This is a genomic window from Rhodopseudomonas palustris HaA2 (genome assembly GCF_000013365.1).
Taxonomy (GTDB): Bacteria; Pseudomonadota; Alphaproteobacteria; order Rhizobiales; family Xanthobacteraceae; genus Rhodopseudomonas; species Rhodopseudomonas palustris_J.
This window is the reverse complement of record NC_007778.1, coordinates 3,391,877-3,413,741: the sequence shown is the minus strand read 5'-3', so window position 1 is coordinate 3,413,741 and position 21,865 is coordinate 3,391,877. Positions and strand designations below refer to the sequence as shown.

The following is a 21,865-nucleotide window of genomic DNA, read 5'->3' as shown; positions in this document are numbered from 1 at the left end:
CCGCCGGCGAATGGGGCTATGCGAGCCTGAGCAGGACGTGCTTCTTCTTGCCCATCGACAGCTTGATCACGCCCTCAGGGGTGAGATCTGCCGGGGTCAGCGTCATCTTCTCGTCGGTCACGAGGACGTCGTTGACCCGCAGGCCGCCGGCCTTGATCTGCCGCCGCGCCTCGCCGTTGGAGGCGACGAGGCCGGCCTTCTCGGCGAACGCCGCGAGCACGCCGATCCCGGCGTCGAGCTCGGCGCGGGTGACGTCGATGCTCGGCAGGTCCTGCGCGGTGCCGCCTTGTTCGAACGTCGTCCGCGCCGTCGCCTCCGCCTTCTCCGCCGTCTCACGGCCGTGCATCAGTGCGGTCGCCTCGGTGGCGAGCACCTTCTTCGCCTCGTTGATCTCGGCTCCCTGCAGCTTCGCCAGCCGTTCGACCTCGTCGATCGGCAGCAGCGTGAACAGTTTGAGGAAGCGGCCGACGTCGGCGTCCTCGGTGTTGCGCCAGTACTGCCAGTAGTCGTAGGGCGCCAGCATGTCGCCGTTGAGCCAGACCGCGCCGGCGGCGGTCTTGCCCATCTTGGCGCCGGACGATGTCGTCAGCAGCGGGCAAGTCAGCGCGTGAAGCTGGTGCGTCCCCATGCGGCGGCCGAGGTCGACGCCGGTGACGATGTTGCCCCACTGGTCGGAGCCGCCCATCTGAAGGTTGCAATTGTAGCGCCGCGCCAGCTCGACGAAGTCGTAGGACTGCAGGATCATGTAATTGAACTCGATGAACGACAGCTCCTGCTCGCGCTCGAGCCGCATCCGCACCGAATCCATCGTCAGCATGCGGTTGATCGAGAAGTGGCGGCCGATGTCGCGCAGCATCTCGATGTAGTTCAGCTTGGTCAGCCATTCGGCGTTGTCGGCCATCAGCGCGTCGCTGGCGCCGTCGCCGAACTTGATGAACTTCGCGAACGTGCCCTTGATCGACTCCTTGTTGGCGTCGATCTGGTCGTAGGTGAGGATCTTGCGGGTCTCGTCGCGGCCGGACGGATCGCCGACGCGCGTGGTGCCGCCGCCCATCAGCGCGATCGGCTTGTTGCCGGTGGCCTGCAGCCAGTGCAGCATCATGATCGACAAGAGATGACCGACATGCAGCGACGGCGCGGTGCAGTCGTAGCCGACATAGGCGACGACCTCGCCGCGCGCTGCCAGCGCGTCCAGCGATTCCGGGTCGGACATCTGATGAACGAAGCCCCGCTGCTGGAGCACGTTCATAAAATCAGACTTAAATGCGGTCATCTTTTTGGATCTCTGATCACTGTTATTTCACGCTCGCCGCAGATCGGCAGCGCGGAATGCCTGCAAGGGCTTTCGATCGCGTTACCGTGTGGCATTATAAGAACTGGGTGTTTGACACAAGTTGGACCTTCCTCGGCTGCCGGAAAGGCGCGTTGCCATGATGATGACGGCGATCGGACTGATGAGCGGGACGTCGCTCGACGGGGTCGACGTCGCCCTGATCAAGACCGACGGCCGGCACGTGGCGGCGCTCGGCCCCTCCGGCTATCGCCCCTATACCGAGACCGAGCGCGGCCTGCTGCGCCAGGCTCTGGCGGAGGCGACCGGTCTCGACCGCCGTGACGCGCGGCCGGGCATCCTCGCCGAGGCCGAGCGCGCAGTGACGATCGCACACGCCGAGGCGGTCGCGGCCTTCGTCGCGCAGAACCGGATCACCGCCGGCGCCATCGACATCGTCGGCTTCCACGGCCAGACCGTGTTGCACCGGCCCGCGGCCAAATTGACGGTGCAGATCGGCGACGCCCAGGCACTGGCGAAGGCGATCCGGATTCCGGTGATGCACGATTTTCGCGCGGCCGATGTCGCGGCCGGCGGGCAGGGGGCGCCGTTCGTCCCGGTCTATCACCGCGCGCTGGCGCAATCGCTCGGCCGCGATGGGCCGATCGTGGTGGTCAATATCGGCGGCGTCTCCAACGTCACCTATATCGACGGAAACGATGCGCTGATCGCCTGCGATACAGGGCCTGGCAATGCGCTGCTCGACGATTTCGTGTTCCGCGCGATCGGCAAGCCGTTCGATTGTGAGGGCCGGCTCGCGGCCCAGGGCACAGCGGACGAAGGCTGGATCGCGGACGCCCTGCAGCATCCGTTCTTCGCCCAGCGGCCGCCGAAATCGCTCGACCGCAACGACTTCGCCTCGCTGGGATTGCGCGATTGGTCGCCGGCCGATGGCGCGGCGACGTTGACGGCGTTTACCGCGGGCGCGATCGCGGCCATCGTGCCGCTGCTGCCGAAGCCGCCGACCAGCTTCGTGATCACGGGCGGCGGTGCGCGCAATCTGACGATGATGCGGATGCTGCGCGAGCAACTCGAGCCGGCGCGGGTCGAAAGCGCCGACGCGCTCGGCTGGTCGGCCGATGCGATGGAGGCGCAGGCCTTTGGATTCCTGGCCGCGCGCGGCCTGAAAGGCCTGCCGCTCAGCTATCCGGCGACCACCGGGGTGTCGTTCCCGATGACCGGCGGGCTGCTGGCGCGACCGTAGTCCTTCTGCGTCATTGCGAGCCAACGGGTCGGCGCGAAGCGCCGCCCGATGACAGGCTCCGCGAAGCAATCCAGAGCGCAGTGCACGGAGCTGGATTGCTTCGTCGCGGAGCCTGTGCCCGGACGGCGCGCAGCGCCGATCCGGGTGCTCCTCGCAATGACGGGCGGAAGCGTCAGCGGACGTTGGCCAGCCGCATGTCGAGATAGGACGTCACCGTCTCCATCAGCGGCTCCATCTTGTCCTCGAAGAAGTGGTTGGCGCCGGGGATGGTCTGCTGGTCGATGATGATGCCCTTCTGGGTCTTCAGCTTTTCGACCAGCGTGTTGACGTCCTTGGCGGGCGCCACGATGTCCTTTTCGCCGTGCACGATCAGGCCGGACGACGGGCAGGGCGCCAGGAACGAGAAATCGTAGCGATTCGGCTCCGGCGCGATCGAGATGAAGCCCTCGACCTCGGGCCGCCGCATCAGGAGCTGCATGCCGATCCAGGCGCCGAACGAGAAGCCGGCGACCCAGCAGGCGCGCGCCTCGGGGTTGATGGTCTGGGCCCAGTCGAGCGCCGAGGCAGCATCGGACAATTCGCCGGTGCCGTGGTCGAACGACCCCTGGCTGCGGCCGACACCGCGGAAATTGAAGCGCAGCACCGAGAAACCGCGCGCCACGAAGGCGTAATACACCTGATAGACGATCGGGTGGTTCATGCTGCCGCGGAACTGCGGATGCGGGTGCAACACCATCGCGATCGGCGCGTTCTTCTGCTTGGCGGGGTGGTAGCGGCCCTCGAGGCGGCCTGCGGGACCGGTGAAAATGACTTCAGGCATCAGCGATCCTTGGTAGATTGGGGTGGGCCGGCGCGTCGGGCGCACGCGGGCCCTGCCAAAACGGCCGTTGGCCGCCGTCCGGCAGATCAGGCAACGGCGGGATGAACGGGGAGATGCGTTCTAGCATGGAGCGCAGGGCCAATTGCAAGCATATTGAACAGGGCAGCGCGCCAGATCCGACCCCGGATCGCGGGTTCTAAAAAATGGAACCGGCTCAGGCTGTTACAGAAGGACAGGAAATTCGTGACGGCCGACCGGGTGTATCTCGACTGGAATGCGACGACGCCGCTGCGGCCGCAGGCGCGGGCGGCGATGGCCGCGGCGATGGAGCTGGCAGGCAACCCCTCCTCGATTCACGCCGAGGGCCGGGCTGCGCGTGGGCTGGTCGAGCAGGCGCGGGCGATGGTCGCGGCGGCGGTCGGGGCCGCGCCGCGCAATGTCGTGTTTACGTCAGGCGGCACCGAGGCCAACACGCTGGCGCTCACGCCCGGACTCGGGATCGGCTCCCAACGCATTGAGCAGCTTGTCGTTTCGGCGATCGAACATGCTTCGGTGCTGACCGGCGGGCGGTTTCCGCACGGCAGCGTCGCGACCGTTCAAGTCTCACGTGAAGGCGTTGTCGATCTGGATCACCTGCGCGGGTTGCTGGCCGGCGGGCACCCGGCGCTGGTGTCGGTGATGCTCGCCAACAACGAGACCGGCGCGCTGCAACCCCTTCCGGCGATTGCTGAAATCGTCCATGCCGCGGACGGCCTGCTGCATGTCGATGCGATTCAGGCGCTGGGGAAAATCCCGTTCACGGTCAATGAATTGGGAGCCGACTTGGTGTCGCTGTCGGCACACAAGCTGGGCGGGCCGACCGGTGTCGGCGCTCTCGTGTTGACGGAGCGGCTGGCCGGTCTGGAGCCTCTGCTGCGGGGCGGCGGCCAGGAGCTGGGTCGGCGGGCCGGAACCGAGAATGTCGCCGGGATCGCAGGCTTCGGCGCGGCGGTTGCGGCGGCGATGGCGGGGATGGAATCCGACATGGCGCGGATCGAAAACCTGCGGAATCGGCTCGAGGCAAACCTGAGGCAAACCGAAGGCAGCGTCATCATCGCCGAATCCGTGCCGCGGCTGCCGAACACCACGCTGGTCGCGCTGCCCGGATTGCGCGCCGAGACCGCGGTGATCGGCTTCGACCTCGCCGGCGTCGCGGTGTCGTCCGGCTCCGCGTGTTCGTCGGGCAAAGTTCGCGCGTCGCATGTGCTGGAGGCGATGGGGTTTGGTCCGGAACTTGCTCAGTCGGCGATACGGCTCAGTCTCGGCTGGTCGAGTAGCGAATCCGACATTGATCGATGCTTGAAGGCTTGGCGAAAGCTTGCGGGCAACCTAACTAAAAGGGATCATGAAACAGAGCTTGAACGGTTCTAAGAGGGTTTCATCCCGCGCCGGATCGTGTAAGCATGTTCCAGTAGATCCACCGCGGTCCTTGAAACCGCGAGCGGAGGTTTAAATGGCTGCCGTCCAAGAGACCGTCGATCGGGTTCGCCAGATCGACGTCGATCAATATCGATATGGATTCGAGACGCTGATCGAATCCGACAAGGCCCCGAAGGGGCTTTCGGAAGACATCGTCCGCTTCATCTCAGCGAAGAAGAACGAGCCGGACTGGATGCTGCAGTGGCGGCTCGAGGCCTATCGTCGCTGGCTGACCATGACCGAGCCGACCTGGGCGCGGGTGGACTACCCGAAGATCGATTTCCAGGATCTCTATTACTATTCGGCGCCGAAGCCGAAGAAGACGATCGGCTCGCTCGACGAGATCGATCCCGAGATCCTGAAGACCTACGAGAAGCTCGGCATTCCGCTGCGTGAAGTCGCGCTGCTGGAAGGCGTCGAGCCGCGGCCGGGCGAGCCGAACACGCCGAGCCGCAAGATCGCGGTCGATGCGGTGTTCGATTCGGTCTCGGTGGCGACCACGTTCCAGGCCGAGCTGAAGAAGGCCGGCGTGATCTTCATGCCGATCTCGGAAGCGATCAAAGAACATCCCGACCTGGTGAAGAAATATCTCGGCACCGTGGTGCCGACGTCGGACAATTATTACGCGACGTTGAACTCCGCGGTGTTCTCCGACGGCTCGTTCGTCTACGTGCCGCCGGGCGTGCGCTGTCCGATGGAGCTGTCGACCTATTTCCGCATCAACGAGCGCAACACCGGCCAGTTCGAGCGCACGCTGATCATCGCCGACAAGGGCTCCTACGTTTCTTATCTCGAAGGCTGCACCGCGCCGCAGCGCGACGAGAACCAGTTGCACGCCGCGGTGGTCGAACTGGTCACGCACGACGACGCCGAGATCAAGTACTCGACGGTGCAGAACTGGTACCCGGGCAATTCGGAAGGCAAGGGCGGTATCTACAATTTCGTCACCAAGCGTGGCGATTGCCGCGGCAATAATTCCAAGATCTCCTGGACCCAGGTCGAGACCGGTTCGGCGATCACCTGGAAATATCCGAGCTGCATCCTGCGCGGTGATAATTCGCGCGGCGAGTTCTACTCGATCGCGATCTCGAACGGCTATCAGCAGGTCGATTCGGGCACCAAGATGATCCACCTCGGCAACAACACCACCAGCCGGATCATCTCCAAGGGCATCGCCGCAGGCCGATCGCAGAACACCTATCGCGGCCTCGTCACCGCGCATCGCAAGGCTAAGGGCGCGCGCAACTTCACCGCCTGCGATTCGCTGCTGATCGGCGACCAGTGCGGCGCGCACACTGTGCCGTATATCGAGGCGAAGAATTCCTCGGCGCTGTTCGAGCACGAAGCCACCACGTCGAAGATTTCCGAGGACGTGCTGTTCTACTGCGTCCAGCGTGGCCTCAGCCAGGAGGAGGCCGTCGGCCTCGTCGTCAACGGCTTCGTCAAGGACGTGCTGCAGCAACTGCCGATGGAATTCGCGGTGGAAGCGCAGAAGTTGATCTCGATCTCGCTCGAGGGGAGCGTCGGCTAACCAAAACGACAAGGACGTTTTGGCGCTGGCCAACAAAGCAAAGTCCGCCGATAGCCGTGTTGGAGAGAAGGACGGAGGTGGGTGATGGTCGAGCCGGACAATCTTGTGCTTGAGTATCTTCGCGAGATCCGGGGCGATATGGCCAAGATGTCGGACCGGATCAGCACGATGAGTGCGGAGATGACCACCGTCCGACAGTATCTCGCCGGCTTGGTGACCCTCGTTGAACACGATCACAGCGATATCGCCGTGATCAAAACCCGTCTCGACCGCATCGAAAAGCGGCTCGATCTCGTGGATTGAATTTACGGGGATGGCGCGCGCGTCGCGTATCTCCGACTGAGATAAAGGAAGCACCGATGTCCGCATTGCTCGAAGTCAAGAATCTCCAGGTCCGCGTCGCCGAGCGCGAGATCCTGCATGGGCTGACGCTCAGCGTGAATCCGGGTGAGGTGCACGCGATCATGGGGCCGAACGGCTCCGGCAAGTCGACGCTGTCGCATGTGATCGCCGGCAAGCCGGGCTACGAAGTCACCGGCGGCGAGATCCTGTTCAAGGGCGAGGATCTGCTGGCGATGGCGCCGGACGAGCGCGCCGCCAAGGGCGTGTTCCTGGCATTTCAGTATCCGGTCGAAATTCCCGGCGTGGCGACGATGACGTTCCTGCGCACCGCGCTGAACGCGCAGCGCAAGTCGCGCGGCGAAGCCGAACTGTCGACGCCGGATTTCCTCAAGCGCGTGCGTGAAGTGGCGGGTTCGCTCGGCATTCCGCAGGAGATGCTGAAGCGCGGCGTCAATGTCGGCTTCTCCGGCGGCGAGAAGAAGCGCAACGAAGTGCTGCAGATGGCGCTGTTTCAGCCGAGCCTGTGCATCCTCGACGAGATGGATTCCGGCCTCGACATCGACGCGCTGCGCATCGCCTCCGAAGGCGTCAACGCGCTGCGCACGCCGGACCGGGCGATGGTGGTGATCACGCATTATCAGCGGCTGCTCGACTACATCGTGCCGGACTTCGTGCATGTGATGTCGCGCGGCAAGGTGGTGAAGAGCGGCGGCAAGGAGCTGGCGCTCGAACTCGAAGCCAATGGCTACGCGCAATATCAGGACGCGGCGGCCTGAGGCGGATCGGACGGATCAGATGAATATCGCAGTGGCGAAGACCGACAAGATGGATATGGCCGGGGCGAATTTGGCCAGCGTCGTCGCGCGCCAGCCGGATGCCGGCCAGGTCGCCGACGCGCGCCGCGACGCGCTGGCCGCGTTCCAGCGCATCGGCCTGCCGCATCGCCGGATCGAGGATTGGAAGTACACCGACCTGCGCGCGCTGATGCGCGAGGTGCTGCCGGTGGCGCCGGCGCCGGATGCGGCTGCGCTGGCGCGCGCCGAAGCGGCGGTGAAGCTGCATGCGATCGACGGCGTGCGCCGGCTGGTGCTGGTCGACGGCGCGCTGGTGCCGTCGCTGTCCGATCTGACGGCGCTGGAGGCCGGGCTATCGATCCGCAGCCTGCGCGATGCGCTCGACGCCGGCGACGACCGGCTGCTGTCGCTCGACAATGCCAATCCGATGACGGCGCTCAACACCGCGCTGATGACCGACGGCGTGGTGATCGAGGTGGCCGACGGTGCCAAGCCGGCGCGGCCGCTGCACATTCTCCACATCGCGTCCGGTGGCGCACCCGCGGCGATGTTCACGCGCTCGCTGATTTCGATCGGCAACAATGCCGCCGCGACGGTGGTCGAAAGCTATGTCGCGAGCGAGGGTGCCGGCGTCTATCAGGTCCACGACGCGGCGGTGATCGCGATCGGCGACGGCGCGCGGCTGGATCACGTCCGGTTGATCGAAGATTCGCGCGAGGCGTTCAGCATCGCCGCCGCCGAAGTGCGCGTCGGCGCGCATGCACACTACAACGTCGTCGGAATCGCGACCGGCGCGCTGGTCAGCCGCTATTCGTCGACCGTGACGATCGCCGGCGAGCACGCGCAGGTCGAGACCAACGGCGTCAATCTGTTGAACGGCAAGCAGCATGCCGACACCACGCTGGTGATGAATCACGACGTGCCGCATTGCGTCAGCCGCGAAGGGTTTCGCGCGGTGGCCGATGATCGCGGACACTCGGTGTTCCAGGGCCGTATCAATGTGCGCCAGCCGGCGCAGCAGACCGATGCCAAGATGATGACGCGGGCGCTGCTGCTTTCCGACGAGGCCGAGGCCGACAACAAGCCGGAACTCGAGATCTTCGCCGACGACGTCACCTGCGGCCACGGCGCCGCGATCGGCGCGCTCGACGATCAACTGCTGTTCTATCTGCGCGCGCGCGGTCTCGCCGAGAAGGAGGCCGAGGCGCTGCTGATCCAGGCCTTCGTCGGCGAGGCGATCGAGGCGATCGCCGACGACAATCTGCGCGAACTCGCGATCGGCGCCGCCGAGCGCTGGCTGGCGGCGCGGGGGTAGGGCGGACAATCATGCAGTCGGCGTCCCGGAGCCAGAAGCGAGCACGCACTTCACCTCTCCCCGCGTGCGGGGAGAGGTCGGATCGTCGCGTAGCGATGATCCGGGTGAGGGGGCGTCTCGCCGAGTCTCGGCCTCGCGGACACGCCCCCTCACCCCAGCCCTCTCCCCGCGCGCGGGGAGAGGGAGTCGATGCGGCACTGCTGCGATCGCTCTCGAGTTGGAAGGCCTGACATGGCGCATCCCGCGGTTTCGAATGGGTCCTACGACGTCGCCAAAGTCCGCGAGGATTTTCCGGCGCTGGCGCTGAAGGTTTACGGCAAGGATCTGGTGTATCTCGACAACGCCGCCTCGGCGCAGAAGCCGCGCGCCGTGCTGGAGCGGATGACCAAGGCGTATGAGAGCGAATACGCCAATGTGCATCGCGGGCTGCATTATCTCGCCAACGCGGCGACCGAAGCCTATGAGGGCGGTCGCACCCGCGTGCAGCATTTCCTCAACGCCAAGCGGCCGGAAGAGATCATCTTCACCCGCAACGCCACCGAGGCGATCAATCTGGTGGCGTCGTCGTTCGGCGCGCCGAATATCGGCGAGGGCGACGAGATCGTGCTCTCGATCATGGAGCACCATTCCAACATCGTGCCGTGGCACTTCTTGCGCGAACGTCAGGGTGCTGTTCTCAAATGGGCGCCGGTCGACGACGACGGCAATTTCCTGATCGACGAATTCGAGAAGCTGCTGTCGCCGAAGACCAAGCTGGTCGCGATCACGCAGATGTCGAACGCGCTCGGCACCATCGTGCCGGTGAAAGAGGTGGTGAAGCTGGCGCACGACCGCGGCATTCCGGTGCTGGTCGACGGCAGCCAGGGCGCGGTGCATCTCACCATCGACGTCCAGGACATCGACTGCGATTTCTACATCATGACCGGCCACAAGCTGTACGGCCCGACCGGGATCGGCGTGCTGTACGGCAAATACGACGTCCTCGCCAAGATGCGGCCGTTCAACGGCGGCGGCGAGATGATTCGCGAAGTGGCGCAGGACTGGGTGACCTACGGCGACCCGCCGCACCGGTTCGAGGCCGGCACCCCGGCGATCGTCGAGGCGGTCGGGCTCGGGGCGGCGATCGACTACGTCAATTCGATCGGCAAGGAGCGCATCGCCGCGCACGAACACGATCTTTTGACGTATGCGGAACAGCGATTGCGCGAGATCAATTCGCTGCGCATCATCGGCACCGCCAAGGGCAAGGGGCCGGTGATTTCCTTCGAGATGAAGGGCGCGCACCCGCACGACATCGCCACCGTGATCGACCGCCAGGGCATCGCGGTGCGGGCGGGAACCCATTGCGTGATGCCGTTGCTGGAGCGGTTCCAGGTCACGGCGACGTGCCGGGCGTCGTTCGGCATGTATAATACCCGTGAGGAAGTCGACCAACTCGCTAATGCGCTGATCAAGGCGCGGGACCTGTTCGCATGACCGATACGATCGAAGCCAAGGCCAATATGCAGACCGTCTCGGCGCTGCCGCCCGAGGAGACCGAGCGGCTCGGCACCGAGATCGTCGCGGCGCTGAAGACGGTGTTCGACCCGGAAATTCCGGCCGACATTTACGAACTCGGCCTGATCTACAAGGTCGAGATCAAGGACGACCGCACCGTCGACGTCGACATGACGCTGACGACGCCGAACTGCCCAGCGGCGGCGGAACTGCCGACCATGGTCGAGAACGCGGTCGCCACCGTGCCCGGCGTCGGCGTGGTCAACGTCGCCATCGTCTGGGAGCCGCCGTGGACGCCGGAGCGGATGAGCGACGAGGCGCGGCTCGTGCTGAATATGTGGTGAGGTGACGTGCGAGGCCTCGCCGTCATTGCGAGGAGCGCAGCGACGAAGCAATCCATGCCCCGTGCACTGAACTGGATTGCTTCGCTTCGCTCGCAATGACGGGGTGAGGGTCTTAGATAATCAACCAACCGGGCGGCCTTGAACCGCCACGAGGATGGAAACGATGACCGAGACGACACCAGCAACGACCCCGACCAAGCCCGCGCGCCGCCCGCGGCCGCAGGTGATGCGCCTGACCGAGGCCGCCGCGACCCGCGTCAAGGACCTGATGTCGCGCGCCGACGGCGAGATCGTCGGGCTGCGCGTCGGCATCAAGAACGGCGGCTGCGCCGGCCAGTCCTACACGGTGGAATACGCCCGCGATCTGCAGGCGACCGACGAGGTGATCGAGGACAAGGGCGTCAAGATCCTGATCGACCCCAAGGCCGTGCTGTTCCTGCTCGGCACCGAGATGGACTACAAGGCCGACAAGATGCAGGCGCAGTTCGTGTTCAACAATCCGAACCAGATCTCGGCCTGCGGCTGCGGCGAGTCGGTCGAGCTGGTGCCGGCCAACGTCGACGGCTGAGGCGTCCGCCGTCGCGATCGCACGGGGGTAGACCCGGTGACGGGTCGAGAGCGGCGGGGGCGCCGATGGACCGCGAATTCCTCATCGATTTGTTTTCGCCGTTCGGGCCGGTGACGATCCGCCGGATGTTTTCCGGCTTCGGCATCTCCGCCGACGGCGTCAATTTCGCGCTGGTGATCCAGGGCGCGATTTATCTGCGCGCCGACGCCGAGACGATTCCGCGTTTCCAGGCCGAGGGCACGGCGCCGTTCCACTACACCACGCGGCTGCGCACGGTGACGGTCGGTTCGTATTGGCGGCTGCCGGACCGGCTGCTCGACGATCCCGACGAACTGGCGCAATGGGCGCGGGCGTCGCTCGCGGCGGCGGAGCGCGCGGCGCTGACGAAGACGCGGAAGCCGAAGAGCAAGCCGCGCGCGGCGGCCAGCGCCGCGAAGCCGAAGCGCGTGCGGCAGCGCGGAGCTTAGTTGCGGCGCTACGCGACCTTGGCGGGCGCGACGCTGCGGAATTCAGGATCGGTTTCGCAGATCACCCGGTTGCGGCCGTTGCGCTTGGCCGAATACAGGCAGGCGTCGGCGCGTTCGATCAGCGCGTCGGCGTCGTCGTCCGGCTTCAGCGTCGAGACGCCGGCCGACAGCGTCACCCGGCCGAGGATCTCGCCGGTCGACTTCTTCTTCAATTCCTTCGACATCACCACGCGGCGGATGTCGTCGGCGACCATCAGCGCCTGGCGCAGCGGCGTGTCCGGCAGCACCACGGCGAATTCCTCGCCGCCGTAGCGCGCCGGGACGTTCTTGGTCTTGATGCTCTGCTTCAACGTCATGCCGACCAGCCGCAGCACCTGATCGCCGGTGAGGTGGCCGTAATTGTCGTTGAACGACTTGAAGTGATCGATGTCCATCATCAGCAGCGACAGCGGCAGCCGGCTCACCGTGGCGCTGCGCACCGCTTCGGTGACGACGCGGTCGAAATGCTTGCGGTTGCCGAGGCCGGTCAAGGGATCGGTCAGGCTCTCGGCGCTGATCGCCTCGAGGCTGGCCTGCAGATTGGTGATTTCCTGCCGCGACGAGGACAGCCGCTCTTCGAGGGCGTGGTTGGCCTGCTGCATCTCGCGGGTCGACCCGACCAGCCGCTCGATGATCGCCTTGATCTGCTCGTGGTCGGTGGCGATCGACAGGTTCTGGCTCGCGCCCTGCAGGTTGTCGCCGAACGTCGCGGTGGTGCCGAGCGCATCGGACAGCAGCGACATCATGTCGTCGATCTCGTTGACGACGCGGGCGCCGATCCGGTCGATGCGCTCGTGGGTGCGGCCGTGCGACAAATAGCTATCGTGTAGCTGCTCGAGGTCGGCGTCCGACAGCCGGCCGTTCTGGGCCAGCGCCTCGTTGATCGCCTTGTTGAGCTCGGCGTTGTAGCCGGTGGCGTAGACGTACCAGATCTCGTAGTTGCGCGGCATCGCGCCCTGCCGCAGCGCCCGGATCTGGTTCAGCGCCAGCTCGGCATACGCCATGCTGCGTTCGTGGTCATTCTGCATGGCGGCCAGATGCTCCCCGTCGTGGGGGGACTGCCCCCAACCCTGCATCAACGGTTGCAAGGCTACGTTGCGAGGGTGAATGCCGGGTAAATGTCCCGGGTCAAACGACCGCGCGTCAGCCCCGTGCGCGCACAGGACGCAGCAGGAAGGCGGGCAGATGCGAATGGTCGCCCGGCTCGGACGACAGGTCGCGTGCCGGCGGCGCCGACCCGAACGAGGCATGGGCAGCCGGCGCGGCGGCGGGCGCCGCCGGCGCGTTGCGCGGTTCGCGGCGCGGCTTGCGGGCCTCGCGCGGTTCACGCGGCTCGCGAACCTCACGGGGCGCCTCACGGGCCTCGACCGGTGCGCGGGCCTCCCGCGGCTCACGCGCAGGGCGCGCTTCGCCACGTCCCTCGCCGCGCGGTTCGCGCCGCGGGCCACGCGACTCGCGGGCCGGGCGGTCTTCGCCCCGCACTTCGCGGCTGCGCGATTCGGACGAGCGCCGCGACGACCGCGCGGGCCGGTCGGTGTCTTCGGCCTGCTCGCGGTCGGCTTCGCCGACCGGGCCGGCGTCGACGCGGGGGATTTCCTTGCCGATCAGCTTCTCGATCGCGGCGATCGATTTCTGGTCGGACGGCGCGACGATCGAGATCGCGGTGCCGAGCCGTCCGGCGCGGCCGGTGCGGCCGACGCGATGGACGTAGTCGTCGGGATGATGCGGCACGTCGAAATTGAAGACGTGGCTGACTTCCGGAATGTCGAGGCCGCGCGCGGCGACGTCCGAGGCCACCAGGATCGGCAATTCGCCCTTGCGGAATTGATCCAGCGCCGCGGTGCGGGCGCTCTGGTCCATGTCGCCGTGTAGCGCGCCGACGCTGAAGCCGTGCTTCTGCAGCGATTTCGCCAGCAACGCCACTTCGCGCTTGCGGTTGCAGAAGATGATCGCGTTCTGCAGGTCGGTGGCGGCGCGGATCAGGCTGCGCAAGGTCTCGCGCTTCTCGTGCGGCTCGCGACCGCAGGCCACCTGCGACTGCGCCACCGTCACGGCGGTGGAAGCCGGCTTGGAGACTTCGATCTTCTCGGGATTGTGCAGGAAGGTCTCGGTGACGCGGCGGATTTCCGGCGGCATCGTCGCGGTGAAGAACAGCGTCTGGCGGGTGAACGGCACCAGCTTGCAGACCCGCTCGATGTCCGGAATGAAGCCCATGTCGAGCATCCGGTCGGCTTCGTCGATGATCAGCATCTCGACGCCGGTGAGCAGCAGGCCGCCGCGTTCGGTGTGGTCGAGCAGGCGGCCCGGGGTGGCGATCAGCACGTCGACGCCGCGGGTGAGTTTGAGGTCCTGATCACCGAACGAGACGCCGCCGATCAGCAAAGCGACGTTGAGCTTCTGGCCGGCGCCGTATTTGTCGAACTGTTCCTTGACCTGGGCGGCGAGCTCGCGGGTCGGCTCGAGGATCAGGGTGCGCGGCATCCGCGCGCGGGCGCGGCCCTTTTCCAGCATCGTCAGCATCGGCAGCACGAACGCCGCGGTCTTGCCGGTGCCGGTCTGGGCGATGCCGAGGACGTCTCGCCGGGCGAGCACGTGGGGGATCGCCTGTTCCTGGATCGGGGTGGGCGTCGTGTAGCCGCTGGCTGCGACAGCGGCGAGGACCTTGTCTGAAAGGCCGAGATTGTTGAAGGACATTGAGCCTCTGTTGTCGGCGCAACCTGACCCGGACCGAAATTTCGGAGTTCGGGATCACGCCATTGGTCGAAACCGCCGCCTTGAATCTGGAAATAGGCTGTCGCGCCCAACCCCGGAGCGGCACGCATTGTTGCACGGGGAAGTCTGATCGCTGACAGACGGCACAACGGGCATCGCGCTTCGATACCGGGCCGCTTCAAGGCCGGAACATAGGCCGGAATCGGCCAAAGTCAATGCGGCGGCGCATGAAACCGCTCGAAACACTTAATGAAACGGCGTTTCTGGCGGCATTTTGAGCAGCGCGGCCGGGGGAAGCCGACTCCGGCGACGGAGCGCGGTCGCGGGTGATGCGCAAGACGGAGGCGATCAGCGGATCGAAGCCGTCGATCGTCAGTCTTGCGGTCGCCGTCGCCGCAGCGTCTCGGTCGGCGACTCCCCGAACGCCTCGCGATAGTCCTTGGCGAAGCGGCTCGGATTGGCGAAGCCGCAGCGCAGCGCGACGCCGACCACCGTGCTGGCTGCGCGGGATTCGAGTAACTGTCTGGCGCGCGCCAGTTTGGCGCGCTTGATGAAAGCGGCGGGCGAGTAGCCGCGGTACTTCATAAACATCCGGGTCAGAGTCGAGACGCTGACGGCGCACGCTCGCGCAATATCGTCGACGCTGGCGTCGGACTCGCAGCGGCTCTCGATATAATGCTCGGCGATGCGGACCAGGCTGGGCACCGCGCCGAAATCTTCCGGACAGAGCACGCGACGGAGATTGTGCGATGTGCAGTACAGAAGTTGCGACACGCAGGCCAGCTCGAGTTGCGCGATCGTCGCCTTTGGCCAGGCGGAGAATGCGGCATCGAGGCTTCCGGCGAGCAGCAGCACGAGATCGCGGAAGCCTGCATAGTGCGGATCGTCGGTGATGATCTCGGGCTCGAACGCGATCGTCGTGTGCGGCCCCAACCCGGTCAGCGCGGCGAAGGTTCGCTCCAGCATCGGCACCGGGACGTGCAGCGCCAGTTCCTCATAGCCTGCGGCGAAATCGAGCAAAGCAGGCTTGCCGGGCGAACAGACGAACGCCTCGCCTTCGCCGATCTCGATGCGGCGGCGGTCATGTATCAGCGTGCCGCGGCCGCGCAGGCACAGGTGCACATGAGCGCCCTTGCTGTTCGGGATCTGCAGCGCGACGGGCGTGGAGTTGGCGCAGAAATATAGCGAAACATTTGGCAGTTCCGCGATGTTGGCCCGGGAGAAGAATCCTTCAATCCTCGGCGTCGATAGATTGAGGCCGAACCGACTCCAGACCAGCTTGCGCGCGGTGTCCGGATCATTGGTGCGAAGGATCGCGAAGTCCTTCAGTAGCTCGGTGGGAGGTGTCTGGCAGGTCGAATGAGCGTCGGACGGCGGTGGCATTGCGTACAGCGATCGACGGATGCCTGTTAGTTCGGCGCCAGCGTCGTCGTCGGCTTGAGCTATGTCAATCAGGTCGTGCCGTTTGTCCATTCTGACCGAATTCGTACACACGTGAGATTATGTGTTTGGCCTCATGCTGATCCCGTTGATTCAGAATCGCGATCGAGGGATGCCAATGCCGACTATGATCTGAGCTTCATCGCCTGCAACGCGCATTTTGTCGCTCCCTTGCTGACCACGGAATCCGACGTCGCGCGTTCACCAAAGCCTTGCGATTGCGCGGTTCGCGAGATGTGACCGGACATGCGCTGTTGTTGCGCCACTTCACCGACCAATGGCGACGTCACCGGCTGAGCTGCCGACCGCCGTCGATAGCATCGACGTCCGCAATTGGGGCGTCGCCTGAAATCTCAACATGGGGCACGGCCGTGAAACTTTCCAACGTCAAGATCCTCTACAAAATTCTCGCATGTTTTGTGCTGCTCAGCGTCGTGGTCGCGGGTGGCGTCTGGTTCGCTGCGGCGAAAATGGGCGAGATCGAGCGGCTGTATGCCGAGATGCTGGACAGGGATGTGCAGAGCATGAAGGCCAACATCCGGGCCAATGCGCGCGTCTACAATCTCGGTCGGCTGTCCTGGCGCGTGATCGCGGAGACCGATCAGGCCGAGCTGCAGAAGGTCAGTCAGGAGGCCGCGGCGGCGCAGAGAGAATTCGTCGACTACATCGCCGAGGCCAAGAAGGGGCTTCCCACCTATGCGGCGGATTTCGACCGCATCGTGCGGCAGTTCGAGGACGTCGTCGTGGCCAAATACGTACTCGTCGAGAAGGCGGCCATGGCCAATCAGAAAGAAGCGGCCGTGAAGCTGGCGAAAAGCATGGGGGACGACAACCAGGCGTTGCGTGTGGCGCAGACTGCGATCACAGTCCGTATCGACAAGGACATCCATGCGCGTCAGCAGGGCATTTCCGCCGACGTGGCGAGCGCCATCCGCCTCACCGTGCTGATGATCGGCGGCGCCTTCCTCGCGGTGCTGGCGATCGCCTTCGCGATCGTGCAGTTCGGCGTCGCGCGTCCGATCGGGCGGCTGGTCGGCGATCTGCAGGCGATGGCCCGCGGTGAGACGGTCGTGATCTCTGGCACCGAGCGTCGCGACGAAATCGGTCAGACTGCCAATGCCGTCGAAGGCATCAAGACGATGCTCGCCGACAAGGCGAAGCAGGAGGCCGAAGCCAAGGTCGAGCAGGACCTCAAGCTCGCGGCGCAGCGCAAGCAGGACATGAACAAGCTGGCGCACGACTTCGAAGCCGCGGTCGGCGAGGTGATCCAGACGGTGTCGTCGGCGTCGACCGAACTGGAAGCTTCCGCGACGACGCTGACCTCCAACGCGCGCCACGCCCAGGAAGTGACGACAACGGTCGCGGCGGCGTCCGAGCAGGCCTCCGCCAACGTGCAGTCGGTGGCGTCCGCGACCGAGGAGATGGCGTCGTCGGTGACCGAGATCAGCCGCCAGGTGCAGGAGTCCGCACGCATCGCCCGGGAAGCCGTGGGCCAGGCGCAGATCACCAACGAGCGCGTCGGCGAATTGTCCACCGCCGCGGCGCGGATCGGCGACGTGGTCGACCTGATCAACACCATCGCCGGCCAGACCAACCTGCTGGCGCTCAACGCCACCATCGAGGCGGCGCGCGCCGGCGATGCCGGGCGCGGCTTCGCGGTGGTCGCCTCTGAGGTGAAGGCGCTCGCCGAACAGACCGCGAAGGCGACCGGCGAGATCAGCCAGCAGATCAGCGGCATCCAGGCCGCGACCGATCAGTCGGTGTCGGCGATTCGGGAAATCGGCGCGACGATCGGCAAGATGTCCGAGATCGCCTCGACCATCGCCTCGGCGGTGGAAGAGCAGGGCGCCGCGACGCAGGAGATTTCGCGCAACGTGCAGCAGGCGGCGCAGGGCACCCAGCAGGTGTCGTCGAGCGTGATCGACGTCCAGCGCGGCGCCAGCGAAACCGGCTCGGCGTCGAGCCAGGTGCTGTCGGCGGCGCAGTCGCTCGCCAACGACAGCAACCGCCTCAAGCTCGAAGTCGGCAAGTTCCTCGAGACCGTCCGCGCAGCGTGAGCGCGGACGTGGCGCGGACCTCCCCCAGGTCCGCGCCACCCCCAAGGCCGGATCGCCTGCGATGCGCCATTTTCGGTTGAACCCGCTTCGGGTTTTGACCGACTATGGCGCAGGCGGCGCGATCCGGCCGTCTTGCTGTTCGGGGACTTCTGAATGCGATCGCTGGCGCGGTGGGGACTATCGGCGATCGGGATGATCGCCGCGGTGCTGATCGGCAGCGCGCCCGCCGAGGCCGCCAAGCGCGTCGCGCTGGTGGTCGGCAACAACGATTATCGCAACGTTCCGAAGCTGCAGAAAGCGGTGAACGACGCCCGCACCATGGGCGACGCGCTGCGCACGCTCGGCTTTCAGGTGATGGTGGCGGAGAATCAGAACCGCACGGCATTCAGCCAGAGCCTGCTGGCGTTCGATCAGGCGATCGAGCCCGGCGACACAGCGTTCTTCTTCTACGCCGGCCACGGTTTCGAAATTTCCGGCCAGAACTTCCTGCTGCCGACCGATGTGCCGGCGGCGACCGAAGGCCAGGAGGAGCTGGTCCGCGACGCCTCGGTGCTCGCCGACCGCATCGTCGAGCGGCTGCAGAATCGCGGCGCGCGCACTGCGATCCTGGTGTTCGACGCCTGCCGCAACAATCCGTTCGAGCGCCGCGGCGTCCGCGCGCTGAGTGGCCGCGGCGGGCTGGCGCCGATGACGACGCTGCCCGAGGGCGTGTTCTCGGTGTTCTCGGCCGGGCCGCGGCAGACCGCGCTCGACCGGCTGTCGGACACCGACGCCGATCCGAATTCGGTGTTCACCCGGGTGTTCGCCAAGCAACTGCTCGATCCCGGCGAGAACCTGGTGCAGGTCGCGCAGCGGACGCGCCGCGCCGTCAGCGAGATGGCCGACACCGTCGGCCATCGGCAGGTGCCGGTGTATTTCGACCAGATGGTCGACGACGTGTTTCTGAACGGCGCGGCGAAGCCCGCCGCAGCCGCGGCCGCGCCGGTAGCGTCCGCCGCGCCGCCGCAGAAGGTCGCCGCGCTGCCGCCGGTGGCGCCGCTGAAGCCGCCGACCTCGGAGAGTCTCAACGCGCCGATCGCCAGCTTCTCCCGCCACAATGGCGGCTGGACCGTGGTGTTCTCGATCGCTGATCCGACGCTCGGCATCTCCTGGCGGCTCGGCGACAGCGGCGAGTTCCGCGAGACCGGCTTCATGGACACGCTCGATCCGCGCACCCGCAAGCGGATGCCGAACCCGTCGATCCAGCTCCCCGCCGATGCCCAGGCCTCGACCATCGAGGTGCGCTATGTCGATGCGCTCGGCGAGACGCAGGGGCCGTTTCCGATCCGGTTCGAGCCGGAGGCTGCATTGCTGCGCGACCAGCGCAAGATCCTCGACATGACCGCGACGAGCTGGCTGTCGTTTCGCGACTACAACGGCCTGCTGGTCTACTACACGCATCTGATGTCGTATCGCTGCGCGATCCGCGAGGTGAGGATCGGCATCGACAGCGCGGTGCCCGACAAGGTGCTGAAACTGCCCGCCTGCGACCTGCGCGACCCGGTCGCGATCCCGAGCAGCGCCACGCCCTATCTGAAATTGTCGCCCGGCGTGAAGTCGGTGTCGGTCGAACTGACCTATCGCGACGGCTCGGTGTCGGAGATCAAGACGTTCCGGCGGTGAGGGGGTGGAAAGCCGGGTAGGGTGGGCAAAGGCGCGCAGCGCCGTGCCCACGCGTGATCCGGCAAAATCGCTCGTCGCGCGTGGGCTTCGCTGCGCTCAGCGCCACCCTACGTTCAGTGCTACGGACGTCACAACTTGCGCGAGATCATGATCAGCAGGAAGCCGCCGAACGCGGTGGAAGCGCCGTACCACATCCATTGCGACTGATTGATCATGAAGCTCTGTTCCGGCCATTGAATCAGCCCGGCGCCCTGGCCGGTCCAGACCAGGCCCATCAACAGGGCGATGATGCCGATGACGAGGAAGAGTATGCGCATGGGGAGGTCTCCAATTGTCATCGGCCTCGCTAAGCAGTGCCCTTTAAAGCCCTTGTATGGCCTTCGTTAGCCTTTTCGAAGACAGTCAGGGCATAGTTCAACGACCTCCACCCCAAACGAGCTTAAGTCTTTAATGTGAATTGAGTAGTCGCTGTCCACTGCATTTAAGATTGAACATCGATCAGACACCGCGCAAGCAAGTGCTACAAAGATCCGATCTGCTGGATCGAAGCGAGCTAAGCTAGCATCGACAGGAAAATCGGCAAAGCTGCCATCTTCGTTCCTTCTGAGTGCCTGTCTTCGAACCTTTCTAGGATTGTATTGATTCTCGACAATGTGCCGGAGGAATGCATCGCCAACGCCTGGCAGTCCCCGGCCATTCAGGTAATGGCGATATTTCGCAAGCACCTCACCCGCGTCATCCAATACAACAATCCCATTCTTAACAACTTTTTTCAGCGCATCGATGCACGCCATTCGACAAGCGATCGAGGCTTGAGGGGCTTGTTTGATCTGCCGCGAAACATCATTTGCGACAATCGCCACGTTTTCATCAACGATTGCGCGCACGTTTGCTCAATGCGGCTTGTTTCTGGATAGCCGCCTCCTCGCGCGCTGCGATCTCTCCAAATTGATCGCCGAAGAAATCGGTTGGCCAATTCTCGATCGAGCCGAACAAGTTCACCTTCAATTCCTCCGCTCGTGATTCTCCGTCACGAGCTTGGCAAAAATAAACCTTCATATCTTGGGGTTCAATCTCGGGATATGGTGACTTGTTACCCTCGGCTACTCGCCTCAATAGTCGCATGAGCAGATGCTCGCTGTGGCTCTCGAGAATGACCTGTATGTTGCGGGTCTTAATTGCGGTTATGATCAAGTCTGCAAGAGAAGACTGAATTGCGGGATGAAGATGTATTTCTGGTTGTTCGAGTACGATCGTCGATCCCTCAGGTGCGTAGTATAGTAGAACGAGAGCGGGAAGAATCTGAGAAATTCCGAATCCAACATCCGTTATAAGCGTTTCTGGAGATTCAGGGTCGCGCTTGATTACAGTTCGATAAAGTCCAGCACCAGAACCGATCTCCACGAGTTTAAATGAGTGGATGAGGCCCATTTCCCTAAGCCACCAAGCTATCATCTCTTGAAATGGCCTTAGTCGAGCTTTGGCGCGAAGGTTTCTGACTTCGTTCCGGGAGGTGGCGGCAAGTATAGCCTCGATAGTCCGCTCGCCGGTCCGCCCAACGTCGATCGGGCTAGATCCAGCCCAAATATACTGACGTTTGGGGTAGTCTCGGAGCGGGCCAAGATGAATCAGGCTATCCATCTGTTTGACGTACTCGTTCTCAAATTCGCTCAGAAACTGAGAATTTTGGAAGTAGAGTCGAGCTTGATCGGGAAAGGCGTAGGATTTTGTTGGGCCCGGCAAATCCCACTTGCGTCCCAGCGTTCGGATGAACCGAAAGTCGTTCGGACCTTGCGTGTCTAATTGAAACGCAGGTCGTTCTCTTGCGCGTTTGAGAGTAAATTGTGTTCCTGCAAAATCGTATTCGAGATACTCGCCGACCGCCTGCTTGTTACGAAGTCTAACTGAGGAAGAAATCTTGATCTCCCTTCCTTCAAACAGATAGTCAGTTCGCTTTCCGGATGGGTCTGCAATTTTTAGGTCGCTCTTGAGATGCCAGTCGAGTTGCCAGGAGATGGCATTATCTTCCTGGTGAAAGAAGACTGCATCCTTGAATGATCCAAGGTCTGCGGGGGATTCGACTCCTCCGAAGTCGAGCGCTAACGACCGGTCCTGCGAGTCCTTCGTTTGCTTCAGCATCAATAAGAACTGAATTATGCTGCTTTTCCCGGATGAATTAGCGCCATAGAGGGCTGTAAGTGGCGCGAGTGCGATATTGGCATTTCTCCAAGATTTGAAGTTTTGTAGTTTTAAATGCGTAAGCATGCGCAGCGCTTTCGTATCGG

Annotated in this window: 20 protein-coding genes; 12 read left to right on the top strand and 8 right to left on the bottom strand. The window is 64.4% G+C overall.

What is annotated here, in order from left to right:
- Positions 1–16 precede the first annotated feature (16 nt).
- Positions 17–1,273, bottom strand: a complete 1,257-nt coding sequence (gene tyrS, locus RPB_RS15115) for a tyrosine--tRNA ligase (RefSeq protein WP_011441884.1) — start codon at positions 1,271–1,273, stop codon at positions 17–19.
- Between the two features lie 157 nt (positions 1,274–1,430).
- Here tyrS and RPB_RS15110 point away from each other — a divergent pair, with 157 nt between their 5' ends.
- A complete protein-coding gene (locus RPB_RS15110; RefSeq protein ID WP_041798266.1) occupies positions 1,431–2,534 on the top strand; it encodes an anhydro-N-acetylmuramic acid kinase in 1,104 nt (367 codons plus the stop codon).
- A 172-nt stretch (positions 2,535–2,706) separates the two neighbouring features.
- Here RPB_RS15110 and RPB_RS15105 read toward each other — a convergent pair whose 3' ends face one another.
- Positions 2,707–3,354, bottom strand: coding sequence for an alpha/beta hydrolase (locus RPB_RS15105; RefSeq protein ID WP_011441882.1), 648 nt, complete (start codon positions 3,352–3,354; stop codon positions 2,707–2,709).
- Positions 3,355–3,597: 243 nt separating this feature from the next.
- On the opposite strand from RPB_RS15105, the gene RPB_RS15100 reads away from it, so the two are divergent.
- From RPB_RS15100 to RPB_RS15060, 9 genes are all read left to right on the top strand, one after another.
- Positions 3,598–4,764 carry a cysteine desulfurase family protein gene (locus RPB_RS15100; protein WP_011441881.1) on the top strand — a complete coding sequence of 389 codons (1,167 nt, stop codon included), beginning with the start codon at positions 3,598–3,600 and terminating at the stop codon, positions 4,762–4,764.
- Positions 4,765–4,846: 82 nt separating this feature from the next.
- The gene (gene sufB, locus RPB_RS15095; RefSeq protein WP_011441880.1) at positions 4,847–6,343 is read left to right on the top strand and encodes a Fe-S cluster assembly protein SufB; all 1,497 of its coding nucleotides are present in this window, start codon (positions 4,847–4,849) and stop codon (positions 6,341–6,343) included.
- 84 nt (positions 6,344–6,427) lie between these two features.
- On the top strand, positions 6,428–6,646 hold the full coding sequence (locus RPB_RS15090) for a hypothetical protein (protein ID WP_011441879.1): 219 nt from the start codon (positions 6,428–6,430) through the stop codon (positions 6,644–6,646).
- Positions 6,647–6,702: 56 nt separating this feature from the next.
- A complete protein-coding gene (gene sufC, locus RPB_RS15085; protein ID WP_011441878.1) occupies positions 6,703–7,461 on the top strand; it encodes a Fe-S cluster assembly ATPase SufC in 759 nt (252 codons plus the stop codon).
- A 19-nt stretch (positions 7,462–7,480) separates the two neighbouring features.
- A complete protein-coding gene (gene sufD / locus RPB_RS15080; RefSeq protein ID WP_011441877.1) occupies positions 7,481–8,794 on the top strand; it encodes a Fe-S cluster assembly protein SufD in 1,314 nt (437 codons plus the stop codon).
- Between the two features lie 231 nt (positions 8,795–9,025).
- On the top strand, positions 9,026–10,270 hold the full coding sequence (locus tag RPB_RS15075; RefSeq protein WP_041798265.1) for a cysteine desulfurase: 1,245 nt from the start codon (positions 9,026–9,028) through the stop codon (positions 10,268–10,270).
- Positions 10,267–10,635, top strand: coding sequence for an SUF system Fe-S cluster assembly protein (locus tag RPB_RS15070; protein ID WP_011441875.1), 369 nt, complete (start codon positions 10,267–10,269; stop codon positions 10,633–10,635). The genes RPB_RS15075 and RPB_RS15070 overlap by 4 nt, the downstream gene beginning before the upstream one ends.
- Positions 10,636–10,798: 163 nt before the next feature.
- Positions 10,799–11,203, top strand: coding sequence for a HesB/IscA family protein (locus RPB_RS15065; RefSeq protein WP_011441874.1), 405 nt, complete (start codon positions 10,799–10,801; stop codon positions 11,201–11,203).
- A 65-nt stretch (positions 11,204–11,268) separates the two neighbouring features.
- Positions 11,269–11,670, top strand: coding sequence for a TfoX/Sxy family protein (locus tag RPB_RS15060; RefSeq protein ID WP_011441873.1), 402 nt, complete (start codon positions 11,269–11,271; stop codon positions 11,668–11,670).
- An 8-nt stretch (positions 11,671–11,678) separates the two neighbouring features.
- Here RPB_RS15060 and RPB_RS15055 read toward each other — a convergent pair whose 3' ends face one another.
- From RPB_RS15055 to RPB_RS23840, 3 genes are all read right to left on the bottom strand, one after another.
- Positions 11,679–12,746, bottom strand: coding sequence for a GGDEF domain-containing protein (locus tag RPB_RS15055; RefSeq protein ID WP_085978200.1), 1,068 nt, complete (start codon positions 12,744–12,746; stop codon positions 11,679–11,681).
- A gap of 106 nt (positions 12,747–12,852) precedes the next feature.
- Positions 12,853–14,403: a DEAD/DEAH box helicase gene (locus RPB_RS15050; RefSeq protein WP_011441871.1), complete on the bottom strand. Its 1,551-nt coding sequence runs from the start codon at positions 14,401–14,403 to the stop codon at positions 12,853–12,855.
- A gap of 390 nt (positions 14,404–14,793) precedes the next feature.
- Positions 14,794–15,894, bottom strand: coding sequence for an AraC family transcriptional regulator (locus tag RPB_RS23840; protein WP_245258231.1), 1,101 nt, complete (start codon positions 15,892–15,894; stop codon positions 14,794–14,796).
- A 338-nt stretch (positions 15,895–16,232) separates the two neighbouring features.
- Between RPB_RS23840 and RPB_RS15040 the strand changes: the two genes are divergently transcribed.
- Entirely contained in the window at positions 16,233–17,918 is a 1,686-nt protein-coding gene (locus RPB_RS15040; protein WP_011441869.1) for a methyl-accepting chemotaxis protein, read from the top strand.
- Positions 17,919–18,071: 153 nt separating this feature from the next.
- Positions 18,072–19,580, top strand: coding sequence for a caspase family protein (locus RPB_RS15035; RefSeq protein WP_011441868.1), 1,509 nt, complete (start codon positions 18,072–18,074; stop codon positions 19,578–19,580).
- 128 nt (positions 19,581–19,708) lie between these two features.
- Here RPB_RS15035 and RPB_RS15030 read toward each other — a convergent pair whose 3' ends face one another.
- The 3 genes from RPB_RS15030 to RPB_RS15025 form a co-directional block, all read right to left on the bottom strand.
- Complete coding sequence (locus RPB_RS15030; protein ID WP_011441867.1) at positions 19,709–19,897, bottom strand: hypothetical protein; 189 nt, start codon at positions 19,895–19,897, stop codon at positions 19,709–19,711.
- 66 nt (positions 19,898–19,963) lie between these two features.
- Entirely contained in the window at positions 19,964–20,467 is a 504-nt protein-coding gene (locus tag RPB_RS24615; RefSeq protein ID WP_011441866.1) for a hypothetical protein, read from the bottom strand.
- Positions 20,451–21,845, bottom strand: a complete 1,395-nt coding sequence (locus tag RPB_RS15025; RefSeq protein WP_011441865.1) for an AAA family ATPase — start codon at positions 21,843–21,845, stop codon at positions 20,451–20,453. Before RPB_RS15025 ends, RPB_RS24615 begins: the two co-directional genes overlap by 17 nt.
- Positions 21,846–21,865: the final 20 nt, after the last annotated feature.

Coding starts and splice junctions, on each gene's coding strand:
- tyrS (WP_011441884.1), bottom strand. CDS start 1,273: ATGACCGCATTTAAGTCTGATTTTATGAACGTGCTCCAGCAGCGGGGC.
- RPB_RS15110 (WP_041798266.1), top strand. CDS start 1,431: ATGATGATGACGGCGATCGGACTGATGAGCGGGACGTCGCTCGACGGG.
- RPB_RS15105 (WP_011441882.1), bottom strand. CDS start 3,354: ATGCCTGAAGTCATTTTCACCGGTCCCGCAGGCCGCCTCGAGGGCCGC.
- sufB (WP_011441880.1), top strand. CDS start 4,847: ATGGCTGCCGTCCAAGAGACCGTCGATCGGGTTCGCCAGATCGACGTC.
- RPB_RS15090 (WP_011441879.1), top strand. CDS start 6,428: ATGGTCGAGCCGGACAATCTTGTGCTTGAGTATCTTCGCGAGATCCGG.
- sufC (WP_011441878.1), top strand. CDS start 6,703: ATGTCCGCATTGCTCGAAGTCAAGAATCTCCAGGTCCGCGTCGCCGAG.
- sufD (WP_011441877.1), top strand. CDS start 7,481: ATGAATATCGCAGTGGCGAAGACCGACAAGATGGATATGGCCGGGGCG.
- RPB_RS15075 (WP_041798265.1), top strand. CDS start 9,026: ATGGCGCATCCCGCGGTTTCGAATGGGTCCTACGACGTCGCCAAAGTC.
- RPB_RS15070 (WP_011441875.1), top strand. CDS start 10,267: ATGACCGATACGATCGAAGCCAAGGCCAATATGCAGACCGTCTCGGCG.
- RPB_RS15065 (WP_011441874.1), top strand. CDS start 10,799: ATGACCGAGACGACACCAGCAACGACCCCGACCAAGCCCGCGCGCCGC.
- RPB_RS15060 (WP_011441873.1), top strand. CDS start 11,269: ATGGACCGCGAATTCCTCATCGATTTGTTTTCGCCGTTCGGGCCGGTG.
- RPB_RS15050 (WP_011441871.1), bottom strand. CDS start 14,403: ATGTCCTTCAACAATCTCGGCCTTTCAGACAAGGTCCTCGCCGCTGTC.
- RPB_RS23840 (WP_245258231.1), bottom strand. CDS start 15,894: ATGGACAAACGGCACGACCTGATTGACATAGCTCAAGCCGACGACGAC.
- RPB_RS15035 (WP_011441868.1), top strand. CDS start 18,072: ATGCGATCGCTGGCGCGGTGGGGACTATCGGCGATCGGGATGATCGCC.
- RPB_RS15030 (WP_011441867.1), bottom strand. CDS start 19,897: ATGCGCATACTCTTCCTCGTCATCGGCATCATCGCCCTGTTGATGGGC.
- RPB_RS15025 (WP_011441865.1), bottom strand. CDS start 21,845: ATGCTTACGCATTTAAAACTACAAAACTTCAAATCTTGGAGAAATGCC.